Consider the following 18524-nt stretch of genomic DNA (forward strand, 5'->3'; position numbering starts at 1 on the left):
TCCCTCAGGCGACGAGCGCGGGGGCGGCCTTGCGGCGCATGACCCGGCCATCGGAGTTGAACAGGTGACAGGCGGCGGGGTCGATGGACAGCGCCAGCGGCTCGCCTTCGCGCGCGGGGGCTACCCCGTCCAGCGCCGCACAGAAACGTGTGTCGTCGCCCAGCGCGCCATAGGCCAGCGTTACGCCGCCCAGCCGTTCGATGACCTTCACGTTCAGGCTCAGTCCGGCTCCGATCCGGATATCTTCCGGGCGCATCCCGACCTCAACCCGGTCGCCCTTGGCCGCGCCATCCGCCTCGATCGGCAAGACCAACCGGCCCCCGGCATCAAGATCGACGGCCACACCCGCCGCGTCCACTCCGGCAACGACGCCGGGGACGAAATTCATGTTCGGCTGACCAATGAACCCCGCGACGAACTTGGTCGCCGGGTGGTGGTACAGCTCCATCGGGGTGCCGAATTGTTCGACCCGCCCGCCGTTTAGGACCACGATCCGGTCGGCCATGGTCATCGCCTCGACCTGATCGTGGGTCACATAGACCATGGTCGCGTTCAACTCGCGGTGAAGCTGGGACAGTTCCACCCGCATGTCGCCGCGCAGGGCGGCGTCAAGGTTGGACAGTGGTTCATCGAACAGGAACACCTTGGGTTCACGCACGATGGACCGGCCGATGGCGACCCGCTGCCGCTGCCCGCCGGACAGTTGACCGGGCTTGAGTTGCAGCTTGTCGGTCAGTTGCAGGATATCGGCGGCGCGATGCACCCGCGCCTTCAGGTCCTCGGCGCCCATCTTCTGGACCCGAAGCGGAAACGCGATGTTTTCGAAAACCGACAGGTGCGGATAAAGGGCGTAGGACTGGAACACCATGGAAATCCCCCGGTCGACCGGGTGGGCGCCGCTGACGTCCTGACCGCCGATGACGATCTTGCCGTTCGTCGCCTCTTCCAGCCCCGCGATGATCCGCAGAAGCGTGGATTTGCCACAGCCCGACGGGCCGACGAAGACCACGAATTCCTTGTCCCGGATCGCAAGGTCGATGTCGTGCAACACCTTGGCCGAACCAAAGGATTTGCTGATGTTTTCAAGATCGAGTGTCGCCACGGGACTGTCCTGTCGTTGGAATCTGTTGGGATGATCCGGGCGGCGGCGCACCGCCGCCCAAACCAGGGAGAAACGCCTTAGAGCGCGTCGTCGAGTTCCTCGCCCGCGATGGTCACGAGGTTGTCGACGGTGTCATCCTGCAGAAGGATGCCCTGCACCATGTTGGTGAAGACCGACTGGAGCGATTTGAAATCCTCGACCAGCGGCTCGGGGCCACCGGCGGCGATCCCGGCGGTGTAGACACCCCAGAAATCATCGCCCACGTAGTAGGGGTTTTCGATGCCCAGCTTTTCATACTGGAAGATCGGGGTCAGGCCCCAGCTTTGGTCAAGGTCATACTGCGCCTCTCCCGAGGCCAGCGCCTGCGCCAGTTCCTGCGCCAGATCTTCGTGGCCCGAGCCCTTGAACACCACAAGGCTGTCGGTGATCAGGATGGTGCCGCTGTCGCCGCTGGGCCCGTGCGGGACCGGAACGGTGATCGCGTTGATGCTTTCGTTGTGCTGGCCACGGCCCCACGGACCCTGAACATACATGCCGATCTGGCCATCATTGAACAGATCCTTCAGCTGGTCACGTTCCCATGCAGTCGGCCCGTCCTGCGCCACGGCGGCGAGGCGGCCGTAGAAATCGAGCGTTTCGCGGGTCTGCTGGCTGTCGAGCATGTTTTCACCGGTCGCCGGATCAATCACCACCCCACCGTTGGAATAGAGGTAGTTCAGGAACTGGTGCATGGTGTTGTCGAAATCCTTGCCCGCAAGGCCGATCCCGGCAGCATCCGTGTTGTTGTGGATGGCTTCGGCCATCGCATACATGTCGTCCCAGGTGGCCGGTGCTTCACAGGCCACACCAGCCGCTTCGGCAAGGTCGCAGTTGATATACAGCGCCTTGGTCGAGAAGGCGTGCGGATAGCCCCAGCGGGTGCCTTCGATGGTCACGGTATTCAGGATACCGGGCTGATAGGCCTCTTCCCACTCGGCGGGGATCTGGGCCGGAACGATCAGGTCATTGTTGGCCAGCTGACGCAGGGTGCGCGACCCCATATAGGCAATCGACGGCGGATCACCGGCGGCGGCCAGCGTCAGCGACTTGTCCTGGCAGGTGCCCCACGGCACGGCTTCGATGTTCACGGTCACGCCGTCATGGCTTGCCACGAAAGCATCGACGACAGCCTGATCGGCCTCGCGGACTTCGCCGCCGCACATGATGAAGTGCAGCTCTTCCGCCTGGGACGACAGGGCCGACCCGGCAAGAAGCACGGCGCCAAGTGACAGGGTTCTTACGGTCTTCATTTCGGTCTCTCCCTTATATGTTGGACCTTGGGTTGTTATTCTTTCACCGCGCCCGCGGTCAGACCCGCGACGAGGTATTTCTGCAAAAAGAGGAAGATCAGCATGACGGGCAGGACGCCGGTGAGCGAGGCCGCCATCATCTCGTTCCAGGTGACATCCTGATAGCCGATGAATTCAGCAAGTCCGGCCGGCAGGGGTTGCAGTTCGCGCACCTGGTTAAAGGTGATCGCAAAGAGGTATTGCTGGGCATAGGCGGTGATGAACACGGCCACGCTGACCACGATCAGACCGGGCACAGCCAAGGGCAGGACCACGCGGCGCAGGGTATACAGCCGGCTGGCCCCGTCGACAAAAGCCGCCTCTTCCAACTCGCGCGGGATCTTTTCCAGATAGCTGCGCAAGAGCCAGATGCCGGTCGGGATGAGGAAGGCCACGCCGGGCACGATCATCGCCCAGTAGGTGTTCAGCAGGCCCAGCGTCCGCAGCACCCGATAGAGCGGGATCAACAACACGGCACCGGTGAACATGTTCACCGCCAGAAAGATGCCCAAGGTGCCATTCTTGAACGGAAAATCCAGTCGACCAAAGGCGTATGCCGCAGGGATCACGAAAATCAGCGTGATCATGGTCACCATCCCGGCAATAAAGATCGAATTCCAGATATAGCGACCCAGAAGCGGCACGGTTTCCCACATCCGGCTATAGGCGTCGAAGCTGAAGTTCTCGCCCCAGAATCGGTAGGGCGAGGAAAACAGATGCTCCAACGGCCGCAAGGACACCACGAACATTTCCACAAACGGCAGCAGGATGAAACCTAGGAAGATCGTGACGGCAATGTAGATGCCGATCTTTTGCAAAAGGGTATAGCGGTCCATCATCATCTTACTTCACCCCGTACTTGCGGTTCACCTTGTTCAAAAAGAACAGGTAGATCAGGCTGAAGAGGCTTAGCAGGACCACGATGACCACCGCGCGCGCCGCACCTTCGCCGAATTTGTAATTGCTGAATGCCGTCTTGTAGGTATCCACGATCAGGGTCGTGGTTGCGCCACGCGGGCCACCCTCGGTCAGGATCCAGATGATTTCGAAGCTGTTGAAGGTCCAGATCGCTGAGAGGAGCGCCATGGAGACTAGCACCGGCATGATCTGCGGGATGGTGATCCGGCGGAACCGGTACCAGCGCCCTGCCCCATCGACCCACGCTGCTTCGTACAGGTCGCGGCTGACCCCTTGCATCGCGGCCAGAAGGAACAGCGTGACCATGGGCGTGCCGATCCAGACATCCGTCACGATGGCCGAATAGAAAGCTGATGTTTTGTAAGCGAGGAATTCGAACGGACCGTCCAACAGGCCGAACCGTTGCAGCATCCCGGAAATCAGGCCGAAGTGCCCATTGTAGAGCCACAGCCAGCCGAAACAGCCGATCGCAATCGGAATGACCCAGGGCGGCATGACCAACACCCGGAACAGCGCCCGCCCCGGAACGGCGGCGTTCAACAGCGACGCCCCGATCAGCCCAAGAACCAGCTTCAGCCCGACCGACAGGAACATCCAGTAAAAGGTCCGCACGACGGTGTCGTAGAATTTCCCACTTCCAAGAAGATCGGCATAGTTTTCAAGACCGACAAAGCTTTCGCTATTGAGCTTGGCATCTGTGAACGACAGGCGGACAGTTTCGGCCAGGGGCCATGCGACGATCACCCCGATGAAGATGACCGCAGGCGCAACCAGGAGCCAGGCAAACCAGGCTTCGGGCAAGGTGCGCCGGACAGGCGCCGCAGTTTGGCGTTGATCGGACAATGTTCCCCCCGGATGTCTACCGCGCCCTTGCAAGGGGCACGAATCGTTCTGTTGAAAAACGTTACCACGGAAAGACATTTATGCTACCAAAATAATACCAAATCTTCGGATTTCTCTTTTTCTTCCTTGTTTACAATGCATTAGATTTCTTTCAAAATTTTGCATCTAGCGAAACACATCCATTTGGTCTTACAAAAAGAATACCAATAAGGATTCGCCGCCGTGCCCAGCTCATACGCCGACCTGTTTCACCCGGACGCCTGGTATCGCCCCGGAGAAGGCGCGCGATACGTCCAACTGTCCCGCCATATCGGGCGAACCATTACCGATGGCCGTCTTGAAAAGGGGCGTCAGCTGCCGCCGGAACGTGACCTTGCCGACATGGCGGATGTCAGCCGGGTCACCGTGCGCAAGGCGGTCGCCGAACTGGTCGACGCGGGGCTGGTGGAACAGCGGCGCGGTGCGGGCAGTTTCGTCATGGGGGCCGCCGCCAAAACGGAACAGTCCCTGTCCAGCCTCGTCTCGTTCACCGAAAACATGCAGGCACGGGGCCGCGTCTCGACCAGCCGGGTTCTGGCACGTGGATTGTTCCCGCCTGCCCCGGACGAGATGATGGCCCTTGGCCTGTCCCCCAGCCAACAGGTGGCGCGCATCGACCGCCTGCGCAGTGCGGATGGAACGCCCATGGCGATCGAACGGTCCTCGCTTCCGTCCGACGTTCTGCCCGATCCGGACACGGTGGAAACATCGCTTTATGCCGTATTGCGGCGGACCGGACTTGCGCCCAGCCGTGCGATCCAGCGGGTCACCGCGATCAACATCACCGGCGAGAACGCCCAACTGCTTGGGGTGCCCGAAAACACCGCGATCCTGCAGATCGACCGGACCGCGTTTCTGTCCAGCGGGCGACCGATTGAATTCACCCGCGGCTACTACCGCCCGGACATCTACGATTTTGTGGCCGAGCTGCGCCCCGACGGGGGGTAGGCCGAACCTCTTGGGGGACATCACATGAAATTCGACGCCCGTATCGACGGGGCTGCGATCCGCTGCACCATCACCAGCGACCGGGCGCTGACCGCCCCGGTCTTCTGCTTTTCCTGCATGGCCCCGATGGTCGTGATCGACGGGGGCACGCGGGTCCAAAGCCTTGGGGGATATACCGAAATCGCCCTGCCCGATCTGACACCTGGGCAACCGCACAGCCTGACCATCGCGCATGAGAACCCGGATTTTGCCCCGGCAAACCGGGCCTGGCTACCGCTTGGGCCCTATTTGCGAACGGCGGAGGGGCCACTGCCTCTGCCCTCCCTTCCAGTCGGGGTCCAACCATCCGGCAAGCCCTGGGGCGGCACCCTGCCTGACCTGCGGATCTGCCCGCAACCTGCCAGCGCGCAGCTGGCCGGGGGCACCCTGTCCTGTGCCGGGGTGGCCTGTGACGCTGAACCGATCCTGACCGTCGACGCGCTTGCCCTTCGCTGCGGGCTGGGCCCCTTCGCCCGGCCCGATGGCGTGCCGCTTCGGCTTGAACACGTGCCGACCATGCCGCCGGAGTCCTACGACCTGACCATAAGTCCGGACGGGATCACCCTGCGGCACGCCGACCGCGCCGGGGCCTTCTATGGTGCAATCACCATCCTGACCCTGATCCAGACCCATGGCGGGCAATTGCCCTGCGGCACCATCACGGACAGTCCCCGTTTTGAATGGCGGGGTCAGCACCTTGATTGCGCGCGGCATTTCTACGGCGTCGACACAATCCAGCGGTTGCTGGACCTGATGGCCCTGCTGAAGCTGAACCGCTTCCACTGGCATTTTGCCGATGACGAAGCATTCCGGCTGGAACTGGACAGCCTGCCGGAACTTGCCGCCACCCATGTCCGGGGCGAGGGCGAAGTGATCCCCGGCGTGTTTGGCGGCGGCATACGGTCCGGCGGCAGCTATTCCCGCGCCGACGCAGACCGTGTCATCGCCCATGCTCGCGCCCTGAGTATCGAGGTCATGCCCGAGATCGAGGTTCCCGCCCACGCCCTAGCGCTGACGCGGGTCTTTCCCGCGACGCGCGACGCGCAGGAAAACGGGGCCGAGGTGTCGGTTCAGGGCTACGCCGCCAATGTCATGAACCCCGCATTGGCTGAAAGCTGGCGGGTATGGGAGGCGATGACCGACGAGGTCGCAAGGATCTTCCCTTTCCCGGTGATGCATCTGGGGTGCGATGAGCTTCCCCACGGGACATGGGGCGGATCGCCCGCTGCCCGCAAACTGATGGAGGCAGAGGGGCTGTCGTCCACCGACGATCTTCAGGGCTGGACCATGAACCGACTGGCCCGCCGGCTTGTCGACATGGGCAAGATCCCTGCCGCCTGGGAAGAGGCCGCGCGCGGCAAGCAGGGCATCGGTAACAGCGCGATCCTGTTCAGCTGGACCAGTCAGGGCCCGGGGATCGAGGCCGCGCGGGAGGGATACAAGGTCGTCATGACACCGGGCCAGCACCACTACCTTGATATGGCCCATACCGCCGACCCCGAAGACTGGGGTGCCAGCTGGGCCGCGATCATCGGACTGGAAGACACCATCGCATGGGATCCGGTGCCGGACGACGAACCGGGGCTGGAGGAGAACATCATCGGCATTCAAGGCACCTTCTGGTCCGAATTCACGACACGCGACGCCGAGATGGAACCGATGGTCGCCCCCCGCATCCTTGGGGTCGCCACCATGGGGTGGCAGGCGCGCGGAACGGCGGACGGGGCCACCCTTTCGGGACTTGCCGCCTGCTACGACGCGATATGGACTTCTGCGGGCTGGGCGGCGGCGGACGCGCGATAAGCGGCCTATCGACGGTGATGCAACATTGTAAAGGCCCGCCGATGGCTTTGGAACGCGGGGCGATCCAGATCACCCGCCGGACCGCTTTCGGCACGGTCCATCACACGCTTGGCAAGCCACAGCGCGACCAGCGCCACCAATGCCCCGCCCGCCATCTGGCCGATCAATACCCCCTGCGCGCCCCAGAATGACGCGGCAACGGCGACGAAGGGAACCACACCCAGCGTGTTGCGACCCCAATTGATCCAGGTTGAATAGAATGGGTGGCCAAGGTTGTTGTAGGACGCATTGGCAATGAAGATGATCCCGTTGAACACCCAGGCCAGCGAAAGCGGGCCGCAGAACAGATAGATCAGATCACGCGCCTGCCCGGTTGCGTTGAACAGGTCGGCGATGGGTGCGCGCAACAGGAACAAAAGCGCCACCACAGGCGCCACATAGGCCAGGCAAAGGCCAATCGCGCGCCGGAATGCCTCTTTGACCCGGTCATGCTGCCCGGCGCCGAAGTTCTGCCCGATGATCGGGCCGATCGCGCCGGACATGGCAAAGATCAGCGCAAAGGCGATGGGTGTCAGGCGCCCGACAACGGCCATTCCGGCCACTGCATCTTCGCCAAAGGTGGCCGCGGCGCGGGTGACATAGGCGCTGCCCACCGGGGTGGCGATGTTGGCCAGCATCGCCGGAACCGCAAGCGCGGCGATAGTGCGGGTATCCTTCAACACGGCAGCGGGCGACCGCCCGGCAAGCCCGCCATAACGGCGAATGATGAACCACAGTGCCGACCCCGCGATAGAGACCCGCGCCGCGACCGAGGCCCATGCCGCGCCCTCCAGCCCCATGTCGAGACCGAAGATCAGGATCGGGTCGAGCACCGCGTTCACCACCCCGCCGATGATGGTCACCATCATCGACAGGTTCGCCGCCCCGTGGCTGCGCAAGGCGGCAGAGGCGATCATCCCGATCATCAGGACCGGCATGGTCGGGATCAGAATACGCAGATAAGACACAGACAACGTCTGCGTCGGCCCGGTTGCGCCGACCAATGCCGTCAGCCCGCGCAGGTTCGCATAAATAACCGCCGCAAACCCGACCGCAAAGATGAATCCCAAGACCAGCACATGGGTCAGGACTTCGCGGGCGCGGTCCGGTTGGCCTGCGCCTAGCGCGCGGGCGACCAGGGCACCGGCGGCAATTGAAAACCCGATACTGACCGAGGTGGTCATGAACAGGATCGATCCGGCAAAACCGACAGCGGCGGCAAGTTCCGCCACCCCCAGCATCGAGATGAACACCATGTCCACAAGGTCCACGACGAACAGCGCCAGCAGCCCCACCGCGGCGGTCAGGGACATCGACACGATATGACCGGTCAAGTTTCCGGTCAGGAACCGGGCCTGCTCCCCGCTCACGCCTGTTTCTTTTCGAGAATGGCGCTCATACGTGCGAATAGGTCCGCTTCCATGCTGCCGCGTTCCGCGTTGTAGCGATCCAGAATGGCCTGATTTTGATGCATCGGGATCGTTGGGTCATGGTGTTCGGCAGCCAGCAACATGGCGCCGCGATCAAATTCGGCAAAAGCCTCGGCAACCTTATCCGCCTGCTCGCGGCTGTAGCCCAAGGCCTCGACAGCGGAACGCCCCATCCGCAACGAGCTGTCATAGGTTTCGCGGATGATGTCGCGACAGCCAGCAGCCCAAAGATCATAGACATGGGGACGGTCCACGGCCCGGGCGATGATGTGAACGTCCGGATGGTGCTGACGGACATGTTTGACCAGTTCCGTGATCTGATCCTTGCCGTCGATTGCGATAACCAGAAGCTTCGCGTCCTGAATCCCGGCTGCATGCAACAGGTCTATCCGGGTCGCGTCGCCATAATAGGCCTGCACGCTGAACGCCTTCAGCATCTCCAGTTGTCTCGAGCTGAAATCAATGACCGTCGGTTTCAGCCCTGCTCCCCGAAGCATTCGCGCGACGATCCCGCCAACGCGACCATGCCCGGCGATGATGATGTTTCCGGTCTCTTCGATCTGATCCATGTCGCGCGCTTCGTCGGCCCCGAACCGGGGGGCGATCACCTTGTCATACAGGATAAACAGCGCCGGGGTCAGAAGCATGGACAGCGCCACGACAAGCAACAATTGATCCGCGATGGCCGCGGGCAAGACCGCGTTGGCCACCGTGAAGGACAAAAGCACAAACCCGAACTCCCCCGCCTGCGCGAGGCCAAGCGCGAACAGATACCTGTCGGCGCCCTTGATCTTGAAGATCACCGCGAGGACCAGCAGAACAACCGACTTGAGGACCATCAGCCCGAGCGTCAGCGCAAGGATGCGGCCGAAATTGTCGAACAACAGGGCAAAGTTGATCCCCGCACCGACTGTCATGAAGAACAACCCCAAAAGCAGCCCCTTCAGGGGGTCAATGTCACTTTCCAACTCGTGCCGGTATTCGCTGTTGGCAAGGACCACCCCGGCAAGGAATGTTCCCAGCGCAGGCGACAGGCCCACCAGCGACATCAACAGGGCGATCCCGATCACGATCATCAGGGCGGTTGCGACGAACAGCTCTCGCAGATTGGCGGCGGCGATGAACCGAAAGATCGGGCCGGTCAGGAACGACCCGATGCCTACCACCGCCGCGATGGCGCCCAATGTGACAAGGGCGACAACCCAGCCGGGCAAGCCGTCCACAAGGCTGAGGGTCGTGCCGTGGTCACCATCTTCGCCATGGGCGGCATGGGACAGGGCTTCGACCAGGTCGGGCATGGCGAGCAGCGGGATCAGCGCCAGCATCGGGATAACCGCGATATCCTGAAACAGCAGAACCGAGAAACTGGACTGGCCGCCGTCGCTTTTCATCAGCCCCTTTTCGCCCAGCGTCTGAAGGACGATCGCGGTGGACGACAGGGCCAGCACAAGCCCGATTGTCAGGGCCACGGTCCAGCCTTGCCCCAGCAGCATCGCAACCGCCGTAACCGCAAGCGCGGTCAGCACAACCTGCCCGCCACCAAGCCCCAAGAGCCGCGCCCGCATGGACCACAGCAGCTTGGGCTCCAGTTCCAGCCCCACAAGGAAAAGCATCATCACAACGCCGAATTCCGCGAAATGCTGAAGCGACACGACATCGACGTGAAGCAAGGCAAGGATCGGGCTGATCACAATCCCGGCAATCAGATAGCCCAATACCGACCCCAGTCCCAAACGAGTGGCAATCGGCACCGAACAGACGCCAGCGATCAGGAAAATGAATGCCAGAAGCAGAAAATCAGTCACCGGATGCCCCCATTTATGTGTTCGACGACCCTAGCACTGACGCGCAGTGTGGGCGCAAGCCCATTTTCGAGGGCTGACCAAGGTTCTCGTGAAGGAATCCGGCAAACGGTTTTGTCGCTATAGGAGATGCGGACCGGCAATACCGCCAATTGTCGGCGGGCGATCCGACCAAAGTCCGTGGCAATGCCCCGGCAGATTGCTAGTGTCGCCCCATGACAAGTGCACGGCCGATTGTGTCCCGGTGGAATCGACTGAGCTTGCCAGTGCAATTCGTGCTGGCGGGAACGGTCGTCATGGCCGTGGCCGCTACGCTTGTCGGCCTTTGGGTGTCATCGCGCGTGGAACAGGGCGTGGTGCAAAGCAGCGCGACCTCGGCGGCCGACTACGTGGAAACCTTTGTGGCACCACTGGCCGATGAATTCGCCACGTCCCAACCTTTGTCCCCCCCGGCGCAACAGGCCCTGTCCGAGCTGTTCTCCTCCCCTGCCGTGGCCGAAAATGTCGTGTCCTACAAGATCTGGCGCCAGGGCGGAGAGGTCGTCATGGCCTCGGACCCCGAAATCGTCGGGCAAGTGTTCGAAGAATCCGAGGACCTACAGCTTGCATGGACCGGAACCGTGGCCGCGTCCTACGAAGACCACGGTGATGACGAAGACGCGCGCGAGGCAGAGCTCGGGATTCCTCTGCTTGAGGTCTATTCGCCCGTTCACGCCTATTTCACCGGCGAAGTCGTCGCGGTCGTTGAGTTCTACCAGAACGGCTCGGCGCTGAAGGTCGAATTGGCGGATGCCCGGTTGCGCAGTTGGCTTGTGGTCGGGTCGGCCTTTCTTGCCAGTGGATTGGCCCTGTTCGGGATCGTGGTGGCCGGAGGCCGGACCATCACACGGCAACGGCAGATGCTGGAACGTCAACTGGCCGAAACCCAGCGCGTCTCGGCGCAGAACGCGGCCCTGCGGCAGCGGGTCGTGTCCGCGTCGTCCCGCGCGGTGGCACAAACCGAACGCTGGGTGCGGCAGGTCGGGGGCGACCTGCATGATGGCCCGGCCCAGCATCTGGCGCTTGCGGCCCTGCGGCTCGATTCCCTGCTGACCGGCGACACGAGGAAGACCGAAGAGGCACAGGCGGTCCGAAGCGCGCTTGAAACATCGATGGAGGAGATCAGGGCCATTTCGCGGGGGCTGACCCTGCCCGACCTTGATCAGATCGACCTTGCGACCGCGATCGAACGGGCGGTGCAGGAACATCGGAAACGGACCGGCACCACCGTCGACCTGATCGGCAAGCCGCCGGTGGGAGACCGGTTCGACTATGCCCGCAAGCTATGCGTCTATCGGTTCCTTCAGGAAACACTGGCTAATGCAACCCGCCATTCCGGCAGCGACCGGGCCGAGGTCAAGGTGATCTGGGACAAGGGAACGGCGACTATCTCGGTCCGCGACGATGGCGCCGGGTTCACCCCTGATCAGGATGTGAAGCTGCGCAGCGACGGCGGACAGGGCCTGTTAGGCCTTGTGGACCGGGCCGAAAGTATCGGCGGCGCGATCACGATCCAAAGCACGCCCGGCAAGGGCGCAACCATAACGCTGACCCTCAGCGAGGAGGAATTCCAATGACCATCAAGGTGATCCTTGCCGACGACCATCCGATCTTTCGCGACGGGCTGGTCGCCAGTATCGAGGAAACCGGCGAATTCGAGGTGGCCGGCGTCGGGGAAACCGCCGCCGACGCGATCCGGCTGGCAGAGGAACACCGCCCCGATCTTGCCCTGTTGGACCTGTCCATGCCCGGCGGAGGTATCAGCGCGGCAAAGACCATCGTGCGAGCAGGCACGGCAAAGCATGTCGCGATGCTGACCGTCTCAGAAGAAGACGGCGACGTTATGGAGGCCCTGAACGCGGGTGTCGCCGGGTATCTTCTGAAAGGGGTTTCGGCAGACGAATTGCGCCGCATCCTCAAGCGCGTCGCCTCGGGCGAGGCTCATATCACCCCATCTCTGGCCGCGCAGGTTCTGAAACTCATGCAGGCCGCCAAGTCGGCCGAACCCAACCCCATCGACACCCTTAGCAAACGCGAGGAAGACATCCTGCGTCGTGTTGCGCGGGGGCTGTCAAACCGGGAAATCGCGACTGAACTGAAGCTGCAGGAAAAGACCGTCAAACACTACATGACCGAAATCCTGTCAAAGCTGCACGCGCGTAACCGGGTCGAGGCGGCAATCATCGCCCACGAGGCATGGCGGGATCAGGTGTAATCAGCGCCCGGCGAGGGCGCGAAGCCGGTCGAAATCGCCCTGCGATGCCGGTCGAGACAGGATCGTGTTCCCGTAGCGGTCGACCATCCGATATTGCCCGTCTTCGACAACTTCGGTCCAACCGTTAGAATAATCGACGCTGACAGATCGGCGGCCCAATCTGATGCGGATCGGATGGGCCGGTGCGGTGTCGTTGGCGGCAACAGTGGCAGTGGTTGAACGGACGCCCTGCCCGGACGCCAGTAGCCTGATCCGAACGATGTCGGCACCGCTGGCCCGGTGGCTTTGCTGAACCGATCCGTTCGGGCGAATGCGGGAATAGACGCCATCGATAATCTGTTCCCGGCTGCCGTCGCTGAAATGCACGATCACCCCGTTTGACAGAACCTCGACCCGGATAACATCCGACGACCCCTGCCGGTTCGTTTGTTCATCGCTGCCCGGAACCGGGTCGCCCTGCCCTGCGGTCGTCGTAGGCATGTCGTCATCGCCGTCGTCCAGGTCGTCGTCGTCTAGGTCATCGTCGTCCCGGTCGTCGTCACCGCCGCGCCCCCGCCCCCGCCCGCGCCCGCGGCCGCTGTCATCGTCGTCGCCATCGTCGTCGTCGACGCCATCCTTTGCATACAGGAGTGTGCCCTTGACCGGTGTCGCCGCCTGGGCGGCAGCGACGGCAAGGGACAAACCGGCTGGGCCGACAACCAGATGGACCGGAGAGATCGCAAGACACAGCCCAAGCAGGGCCGGACGCAGCCAGGGCGCCGATCCAGTGTTCATATTGGGCCAAGGTATCATCGGGAAATCCTAAAGGATTCGCGGGTCGATCGCACCGGACCATGGTCCGACAATCGACCCGCGAAAGGCCACCGGTGGAATGGGGAAGTAGCCGGCTGCCAACGCCCGGGGCGGGATGTCAGCCCCGGGCGCTATTGGGTCAAAGAAGACACTCGGGGTGTTCCAGAAGATCCTCGGGATCGTCACAGCCCGAACCGCCCGGAATACGCGGACGATCGCGGCCCGAACCGGACGGGTCCGGAACGCCCGATGCACCATCATCACCGCCGCCGGTCGAACCATCGCCGGGAACCAGACATTCGGGATGTTCCAGCAAGTCTTCAGGATCGTCGCACCCGGACCCACCCGGAATGCGCGGGCGATCACGGCCCGAGCCGGACCCATCGTCACCGCCCCTGCCCCGACCGCGCCCACGGCCCGAACCACTGCTATCCCGGTCGCGATCCCGGCCACGCACACCGGTGCCAGACCGGCCCTGACGAACCTCGACCAGCATGTCGGTGGTTTCGATTTCAACGGACACGCCCGGCATTGCGATGCCGGTCGCCATTGCGGGCAGCGGAAGGGCAAGGCCCGACAGGCACAGGGCCGCGGCGGACAGGGCCGTAAAGGTTGTTTTCTGAAGGGACATCGAAAGAACTCCTTGATTGGGTTGATGTCCACAATCTGGCCGCTTTACCCCGACTGGGGCACAGCGGAAGGGCGGCCTAGTTCTTGGCCCTTTGGCGCTCCTGACTTGGACCTTGGTCCGAAATCGGGATAGCCGTCTACGTCTGAGGAATCTGAAGTGCCCGGAGTGCGCGCAATTCCTTCAAACCAACCGAAGGTCAATAACCCTAGCGGGCGATCATCCGGCCAATGGCGGCTTCGGCGATTTGTTCGAAAAGGGCGCGATCGTTCGATGTCGAGGCGATGATCATCCCCCCCTCAAGGGCAGCAACGATCAGGCCCGCATTTGCCTCCGGACTGTCGACGCTGTGATCCGCCAACAGCGCCGAAAGCCATAACCTGTTCATCTCAAAGAATGCGCGGGTCCTTTGGTTGACGTTCTCGGGCAGGCCGATGGATTCTGCCCCCATCACCGCACACAGGCAGATGGTCTCGTTCAGGACCAGCGCGCCGGAATAAAGCGCGACGTAACTGCGCAGCGCCGCACCTAGGTCACTTGTGTCGATTTGGTCGAGCTTCTCTTTGAACTGTTCAGCGTAACGCGCAACCAGCGCCTCGCCCAGGTCGGGTTTGGTGGGAAAGTGGTAGTGCACGCTGGCGCTCTTGATTCCCACGTCGGTCGCAAGTTCCCGGAAACTCATCGCGGCAAAGCCCGCGCCACGCACCCGCCTCTCGGCCGCATCAAGAATTTTTTCCTTCATTGTCATGGACCTACATTCCTTTGCCTACCAATTGATAGATAGCTGTTGACGCGCCGAATTGCAATGGCTACCAAATCCCTATCTATCACTAGATAGATTCTACAGCGAAAGGAAAAATGACATGGAAACCGGTAACAAGCAGAAGCGCGTCCTTCTGGTGATGTCGTCGATTGACGAGATGGGCATCTCGGGCAAGCAGACGGGCACCTGGTTCGAAGAAGTCGCAACGCCCTACTACACCTTGACCGAAGCGGGCTTCGAGGTGGTCTTTGCCTCGCCCAAGGGTGGAAACGCGCCGATCGACCTTCTGTCGATGAAGGCGCCCTTCACCACCGAAAACACCGACCGTTTCTTCAACGATCCGGTAGCGATGTTCGCCGTCCAGAACACCCGCAAGCTGCGCGAAATCGACTATGGCACGTTCGATGCACTGTTTGTGCCTGGCGGCTATGGCCTACTCTGGGATCTGGCCTCGGACAGCCATGTGATCAAGATGATCCGCGATTTCTACGAATCCGACCGCCCGGTCGCCATGGTCTGTCACGCGCCTGCCATCCTTCGGGACGTCAAGCTGTCGAACGGCGACTATCTGGTGAAGGGCCTGTCGCTGACCGGGTTCAAGAATGATGAAGACACGGAAATCGAGCTGCTGCATCACCTGCTGTTCTCGCTGGAAGACGAACTGAAGGGCCGCGGCGCAAACTACGTCAGCAAGGCCAACTGGGAAGCCAACGTTATCGAAGACGGCGCTTTGATGACCGGCCAAAGCCCCGCCTCTGCACCGCCGTTGGCAGAGGCGCTGCGTGGTCGCCTGACCGATCTGGCCATCGCGGCAGAATGAAACGATGTCGTGGGGCGGCAACCGCTGCCCCACGGCGTCGGCGCCGGATCAACTTCCTGTCAGGAACCACGTTCGGGGCTATCTCCCCAATCGTCCCGACAGTCAGACTGGTGCCAGCACATTCAACCCCTTGGGGAGGACACGAAAATGGAAATCAACGCGAATTTCGACGAACGCGCCGTTGTGCATTCGGAACAGGAACCATGGGTGGCATCGCCCATGAAAGGCGTGGATCGCCGGATGCTGGACCGGATCGGAGAGGAGGTCGCGCGGGCGACCACCATCGTCCGCTATGCACCCGGAAGCAGCTTTTCCGCCCACACGCACACCGGCGGCGAAGAATTCCTTGTGCTGGAGGGGGTGTTTCAGGACGAACACGGCGATTTCCCGGTAGGCACCTATGTGCGCAACCCGCCAACGTCCTCGCACACCCCGAGCGCGGCGGATGGTGCGACAATCCTCGTAAAGCTTTGGCAGTTTGATCTGGACGACCGCCAGCAGGTCACCATCGACACGACCGCGCTTACGCCCCTGCCAGTTCGTGACGGCGTATCGGAAATCCCGCTGTTCGAAGATACGCGGGAACGTGTCCGGATCGAGGTCTGGGCGGCAGGCGCGACCGTCGCGGTCGAAGGTCACAGCGGGTTCGAGGCCCTGGTGATCGAAGGCAGCTTCACCGAAGGGAGTGAAACCTTTGTCAAGAATTCCTGGCTGCGACTGCCCCCGGCGATGCCGGTGCACGCCGTCGCGGGCCCGGATGGCGCACGGCTTTGGGTGAAATCCGGGCATCTGGCCGAAACGCCCTCTGCCCCCACGGTTCAACCGTAGATCAACTGCGCAACAGGCCCGGAAAGGCAAGACCTGACCGTAACCTTATCAAGGGGCACATTGATGCAAACCGATACTCTGATCATCGGCGGCGGGCTTTCCGGCCTTGCCCTGGCCGACCATCTCGCAGGTGCCGGGGCCGAGTTTCTTCTGGTCGAAGCGCAGGACAGGCTTGGGGGCCGCATCCTGACCCGCGCTGTCGGGGATGGGCGGTTCGACCTCGGCCCGGCGTGGTTCTGGCCCGGTCAGCCGCGTATGGCCGCCCTTGCACGCCGGTTCAACATTGCCGTGTTCGACCAGTATTCGTCCGGCGACCTGATGTATCAGGACCAGACCGGCGCGGTGCAACGCGGGCGGGGCTATGCTTCGATGCAGGGCTCGTACCGGCTGGCCGGTGGCATGGGGTCTATCATCGACGCGCTGTCGGGGGGATTGGACCACCATCGGATAGTGACAAATGCAAGCGTCGAAAAGGTAGCGCACGCACAGGGCGGCATCACCGCGCATGTGCAACATAAGGGCACAGCTGTCACCGTGCAGGCGCGGCGGGTTGTTTTGGCCATTCCGCCACGTGTCGCCGCCGAAACCGTGACATTCGAACCGGCGCTGGCCCCGGCGCAACTCCAGTCACTTTGGAACGTCCCCACCTGGATGGCCGGTCAGGCCAAGATCCTTGCCGTCTATGACACGCCACATTGGCGCAACGCGGGCCTGTCGGGCGATGCCATGAGCCGCCGTGGCCCGATGGTCGAAATCCATGATGCCTCCCCGATGGCGGGCGGGCCATATGCCCTCTTCGGGTTCATCGGCGTTCCCGCCGACGCCCGGACCCTCCATGCGGACAAGATCTTGCAGGTGGCACGTGATCAGCTTGTGGCCCTGTTCGGCCCTGAAATGGCGAATCCGCGCGACCTGATCCTGCAAGACTGGGCGACCGTGCCTGAAATCGCCCGCGCCGCTGATCGTCGCCCTGCCGGTCATCACCCGGCCTATGGGCTACCGGCCAGCATTCGGGCGCTTGCAGACCGAGGCATCCATTTTGCATCGACCGAATCCGCCCCGGTCTTCGGTGGCTTTCTCGAAGGTGCCCTCGAAGCCGCGGAATACATGGCCGCAATCCTGTCAGGGGCAAATGTGACATCCGTCAGGGCGCGCTGAACGATGGAACGGCAAGGCGACGCACACTCTGCCCCGTCCGACAACGCCCGGAGTGGGAGCGTCCATTTGTACAGAGGCGTCAACCCGACGGGCCGGTCCTGCTGCCGGGTGGCGCGCTGGCCCGCCGCATTGGAGATCACCTGCACCGAGGCCAGCTGATCGCGGTGGAGGTAGCTTGCCTCACGTCAGAGCGTGATATCCGTGTCCTCGCCGCTGCCGCCGAGCTGACCGTCGCGGCCCAGCGTGCCGAGTGTGAAGGGCGCGCCCTCGCCCGGTTGGCGGTAGGTCCAGGGGCGGCCCCAGGGGTCGAGAAGCTGCGCCGCATCGGCATAGGGGCCCTTCCAGCCACTCACCCCGCCCGGGGCCGTGGCCAGCGCGCCCAGCCCCTCACCCTGCGATGGCAGTTGTCCTGTGTCGAGGTCATAAAGCTGCACCGCCCCCTTCAGGGTCGACAGCTGCACCTCGGCCGCCTGCGATTTGGCCCGGCCGAAGCTGTCCAACAGGCGCGGAGCCGCCAGCGCCGCGATCATCGCGATGATGGCAAGGACAACGAGGACCTCGAGGAGAGTCACGCCGGAGAGGGGGTGGGGGTGGGGAGGCAGTCTGGGAGACCCGCCGCCATGTTGCCCCGAATCCGGACAGCCTAACATCTCTTGGTCGCTAGGTATCCGATCCGAGCAATCGATTTCACGATTTTGACCACTAGCTGATAATTCAGAAAGCCCTTCAACTCGCTTAAGCGTCTTGTTGCCAGAAAACTCATTTGATTTCTCTGTCACCGATCGATCCTCACTATCGAAGGTCCGGCTCCTGCTACTTTGCGAAGCAATTCGGATCGCCAAACGTCTCTGAAACAACCCTGGTCTGGGGCTGCCCCCGCATCGGCAGCAATACGGTGCGACCGAAATAGAAATCCTGGCGTGCCCCCATCGGGTGGTCCGGTTTGATTGTTAGTGCATCGTGGGCCTCTGGTCCATCGGAACGATGCTT

Annotated in this window: 17 protein-coding genes; 7 read left to right on the plus strand and 10 right to left on the minus strand. The window is 62.5% G+C overall.

The genetic code is table 11. The features are described 5' to 3' along the window. Positions 1-4: 4 nt before the first annotated feature. The 4 genes from U3648_RS14925 to U3648_RS14940 form a co-directional block, all read right to left on the minus strand. A complete protein-coding gene (locus U3648_RS14925) occupies positions 5-1102 on the minus strand; it encodes an ABC transporter ATP-binding protein (protein ID WP_420860032.1) in 1098 nt (365 codons plus the stop codon). Between the two features lie 77 nt (positions 1103-1179). Then, a complete protein-coding gene (locus U3648_RS14930) occupies positions 1180-2391 on the minus strand; it encodes an ABC transporter substrate-binding protein (protein ID WP_420860033.1) in 1212 nt (403 codons plus the stop codon). Positions 2392-2426: 35 nt separating this feature from the next. Further along, positions 2427-3272, minus strand: a complete 846-nt coding sequence (locus tag U3648_RS14935; RefSeq protein ID WP_420860034.1) for a carbohydrate ABC transporter permease — start codon at positions 3270-3272, stop codon at positions 2427-2429. A gap of 1 nt (position 3273) precedes the next feature. Then, on the minus strand, positions 3274-4191 hold the full coding sequence (locus U3648_RS14940; RefSeq protein ID WP_420860035.1) for a carbohydrate ABC transporter permease: 918 nt from the start codon (positions 4189-4191) through the stop codon (positions 3274-3276). A gap of 222 nt (positions 4192-4413) precedes the next feature. Here U3648_RS14940 and U3648_RS14945 point away from each other — a divergent pair, with 222 nt between their 5' ends. Next, entirely contained in the window at positions 4414-5178 is a 765-nt protein-coding gene (locus tag U3648_RS14945; protein WP_420860036.1) for a GntR family transcriptional regulator, read from the plus strand. Between the two features lie 24 nt (positions 5179-5202). Next, positions 5203-7020, plus strand: a complete 1818-nt coding sequence (locus U3648_RS14950) for a beta-N-acetylhexosaminidase (RefSeq protein ID WP_420860037.1) — start codon at positions 5203-5205, stop codon at positions 7018-7020. Positions 7021-7025: 5 nt separating this feature from the next. Here the strand turns inward: U3648_RS14950 and U3648_RS14955 are convergent, their stop codons facing one another. Continuing rightward, positions 7026-8429, minus strand: coding sequence for an MATE family efflux transporter (locus tag U3648_RS14955; protein ID WP_420860038.1), 1404 nt, complete (start codon positions 8427-8429; stop codon positions 7026-7028). Next, positions 8426-10294 carry a cation:proton antiporter domain-containing protein gene (locus tag U3648_RS14960; RefSeq protein ID WP_420860039.1) on the minus strand — a complete coding sequence of 623 codons (1869 nt, stop codon included), beginning with the start codon at positions 10292-10294 and terminating at the stop codon, positions 8426-8428. The genes U3648_RS14955 and U3648_RS14960 overlap by 4 nt, the downstream gene beginning before the upstream one ends. Positions 10295-10587: 293 nt before the next feature. Here U3648_RS14960 and U3648_RS14965 point away from each other — a divergent pair, with 293 nt between their 5' ends. Continuing rightward, entirely contained in the window at positions 10588-11907 is a 1320-nt protein-coding gene (locus U3648_RS14965) for a sensor histidine kinase (protein ID WP_420860040.1), read from the plus strand. Continuing rightward, positions 11904-12545, plus strand: coding sequence for a response regulator (locus U3648_RS14970; RefSeq protein ID WP_420860041.1), 642 nt, complete (start codon positions 11904-11906; stop codon positions 12543-12545). Before U3648_RS14965 ends, U3648_RS14970 begins: the two co-directional genes overlap by 4 nt. Here U3648_RS14970 and U3648_RS14975 read toward each other — a convergent pair whose 3' ends face one another. The 3 genes from U3648_RS14975 to U3648_RS14985 all read right to left on the minus strand — a co-directional run bounded on the left by U3648_RS14975 (position 12546) and on the right by U3648_RS14985 (position 14713). Further along, on the minus strand, positions 12546-13319 hold the full coding sequence (locus U3648_RS14975; RefSeq protein WP_420860042.1) for a hypothetical protein: 774 nt from the start codon (positions 13317-13319) through the stop codon (positions 12546-12548). 157 nt (positions 13320-13476) lie between these two features. Beyond that, complete coding sequence (locus U3648_RS14980) at positions 13477-13968, minus strand: hypothetical protein (protein ID WP_420860043.1); 492 nt, start codon at positions 13966-13968, stop codon at positions 13477-13479. 205 nt (positions 13969-14173) lie between these two features. Continuing rightward, a complete protein-coding gene (locus U3648_RS14985) occupies positions 14174-14713 on the minus strand; it encodes a TetR/AcrR family transcriptional regulator (RefSeq protein ID WP_420860044.1) in 540 nt (179 codons plus the stop codon). Between the two features lie 115 nt (positions 14714-14828). Here U3648_RS14985 and U3648_RS14990 point away from each other — a divergent pair, with 115 nt between their 5' ends. The 3 genes from U3648_RS14990 (at position 14829) to U3648_RS15000 (ending at position 17534) form a co-directional block, all read left to right on the plus strand. Further along, complete coding sequence (locus U3648_RS14990; RefSeq protein WP_420860045.1) at positions 14829-15548, plus strand: type 1 glutamine amidotransferase domain-containing protein; 720 nt, start codon at positions 14829-14831, stop codon at positions 15546-15548. A gap of 147 nt (positions 15549-15695) precedes the next feature. After that, positions 15696-16376: a cupin domain-containing protein gene (locus U3648_RS14995; RefSeq protein WP_420860046.1), complete on the plus strand. Its 681-nt coding sequence runs from the start codon at positions 15696-15698 to the stop codon at positions 16374-16376. Positions 16377-16439: 63 nt separating this feature from the next. Next, positions 16440-17534, plus strand: coding sequence for a flavin monoamine oxidase family protein (locus U3648_RS15000; protein WP_420860047.1), 1095 nt, complete (start codon positions 16440-16442; stop codon positions 17532-17534). 185 nt (positions 17535-17719) lie between these two features. On the opposite strand, the gene gspG is transcribed toward U3648_RS15000, so the two are convergent. Continuing rightward, positions 17720-18106 carry a type II secretion system major pseudopilin GspG gene (gene gspG, locus U3648_RS15005; protein WP_420860048.1) on the minus strand — a complete coding sequence of 129 codons (387 nt, stop codon included), beginning with the start codon at positions 18104-18106 and terminating at the stop codon, positions 17720-17722. Between the last annotated feature and the right edge of the window lie 418 nt (positions 18107-18524).

The organism is Marivivens marinus (assembly GCF_035969385.1).
Classification (GTDB): Bacteria; Pseudomonadota; Alphaproteobacteria; order Rhodobacterales; family Rhodobacteraceae; genus SELP01.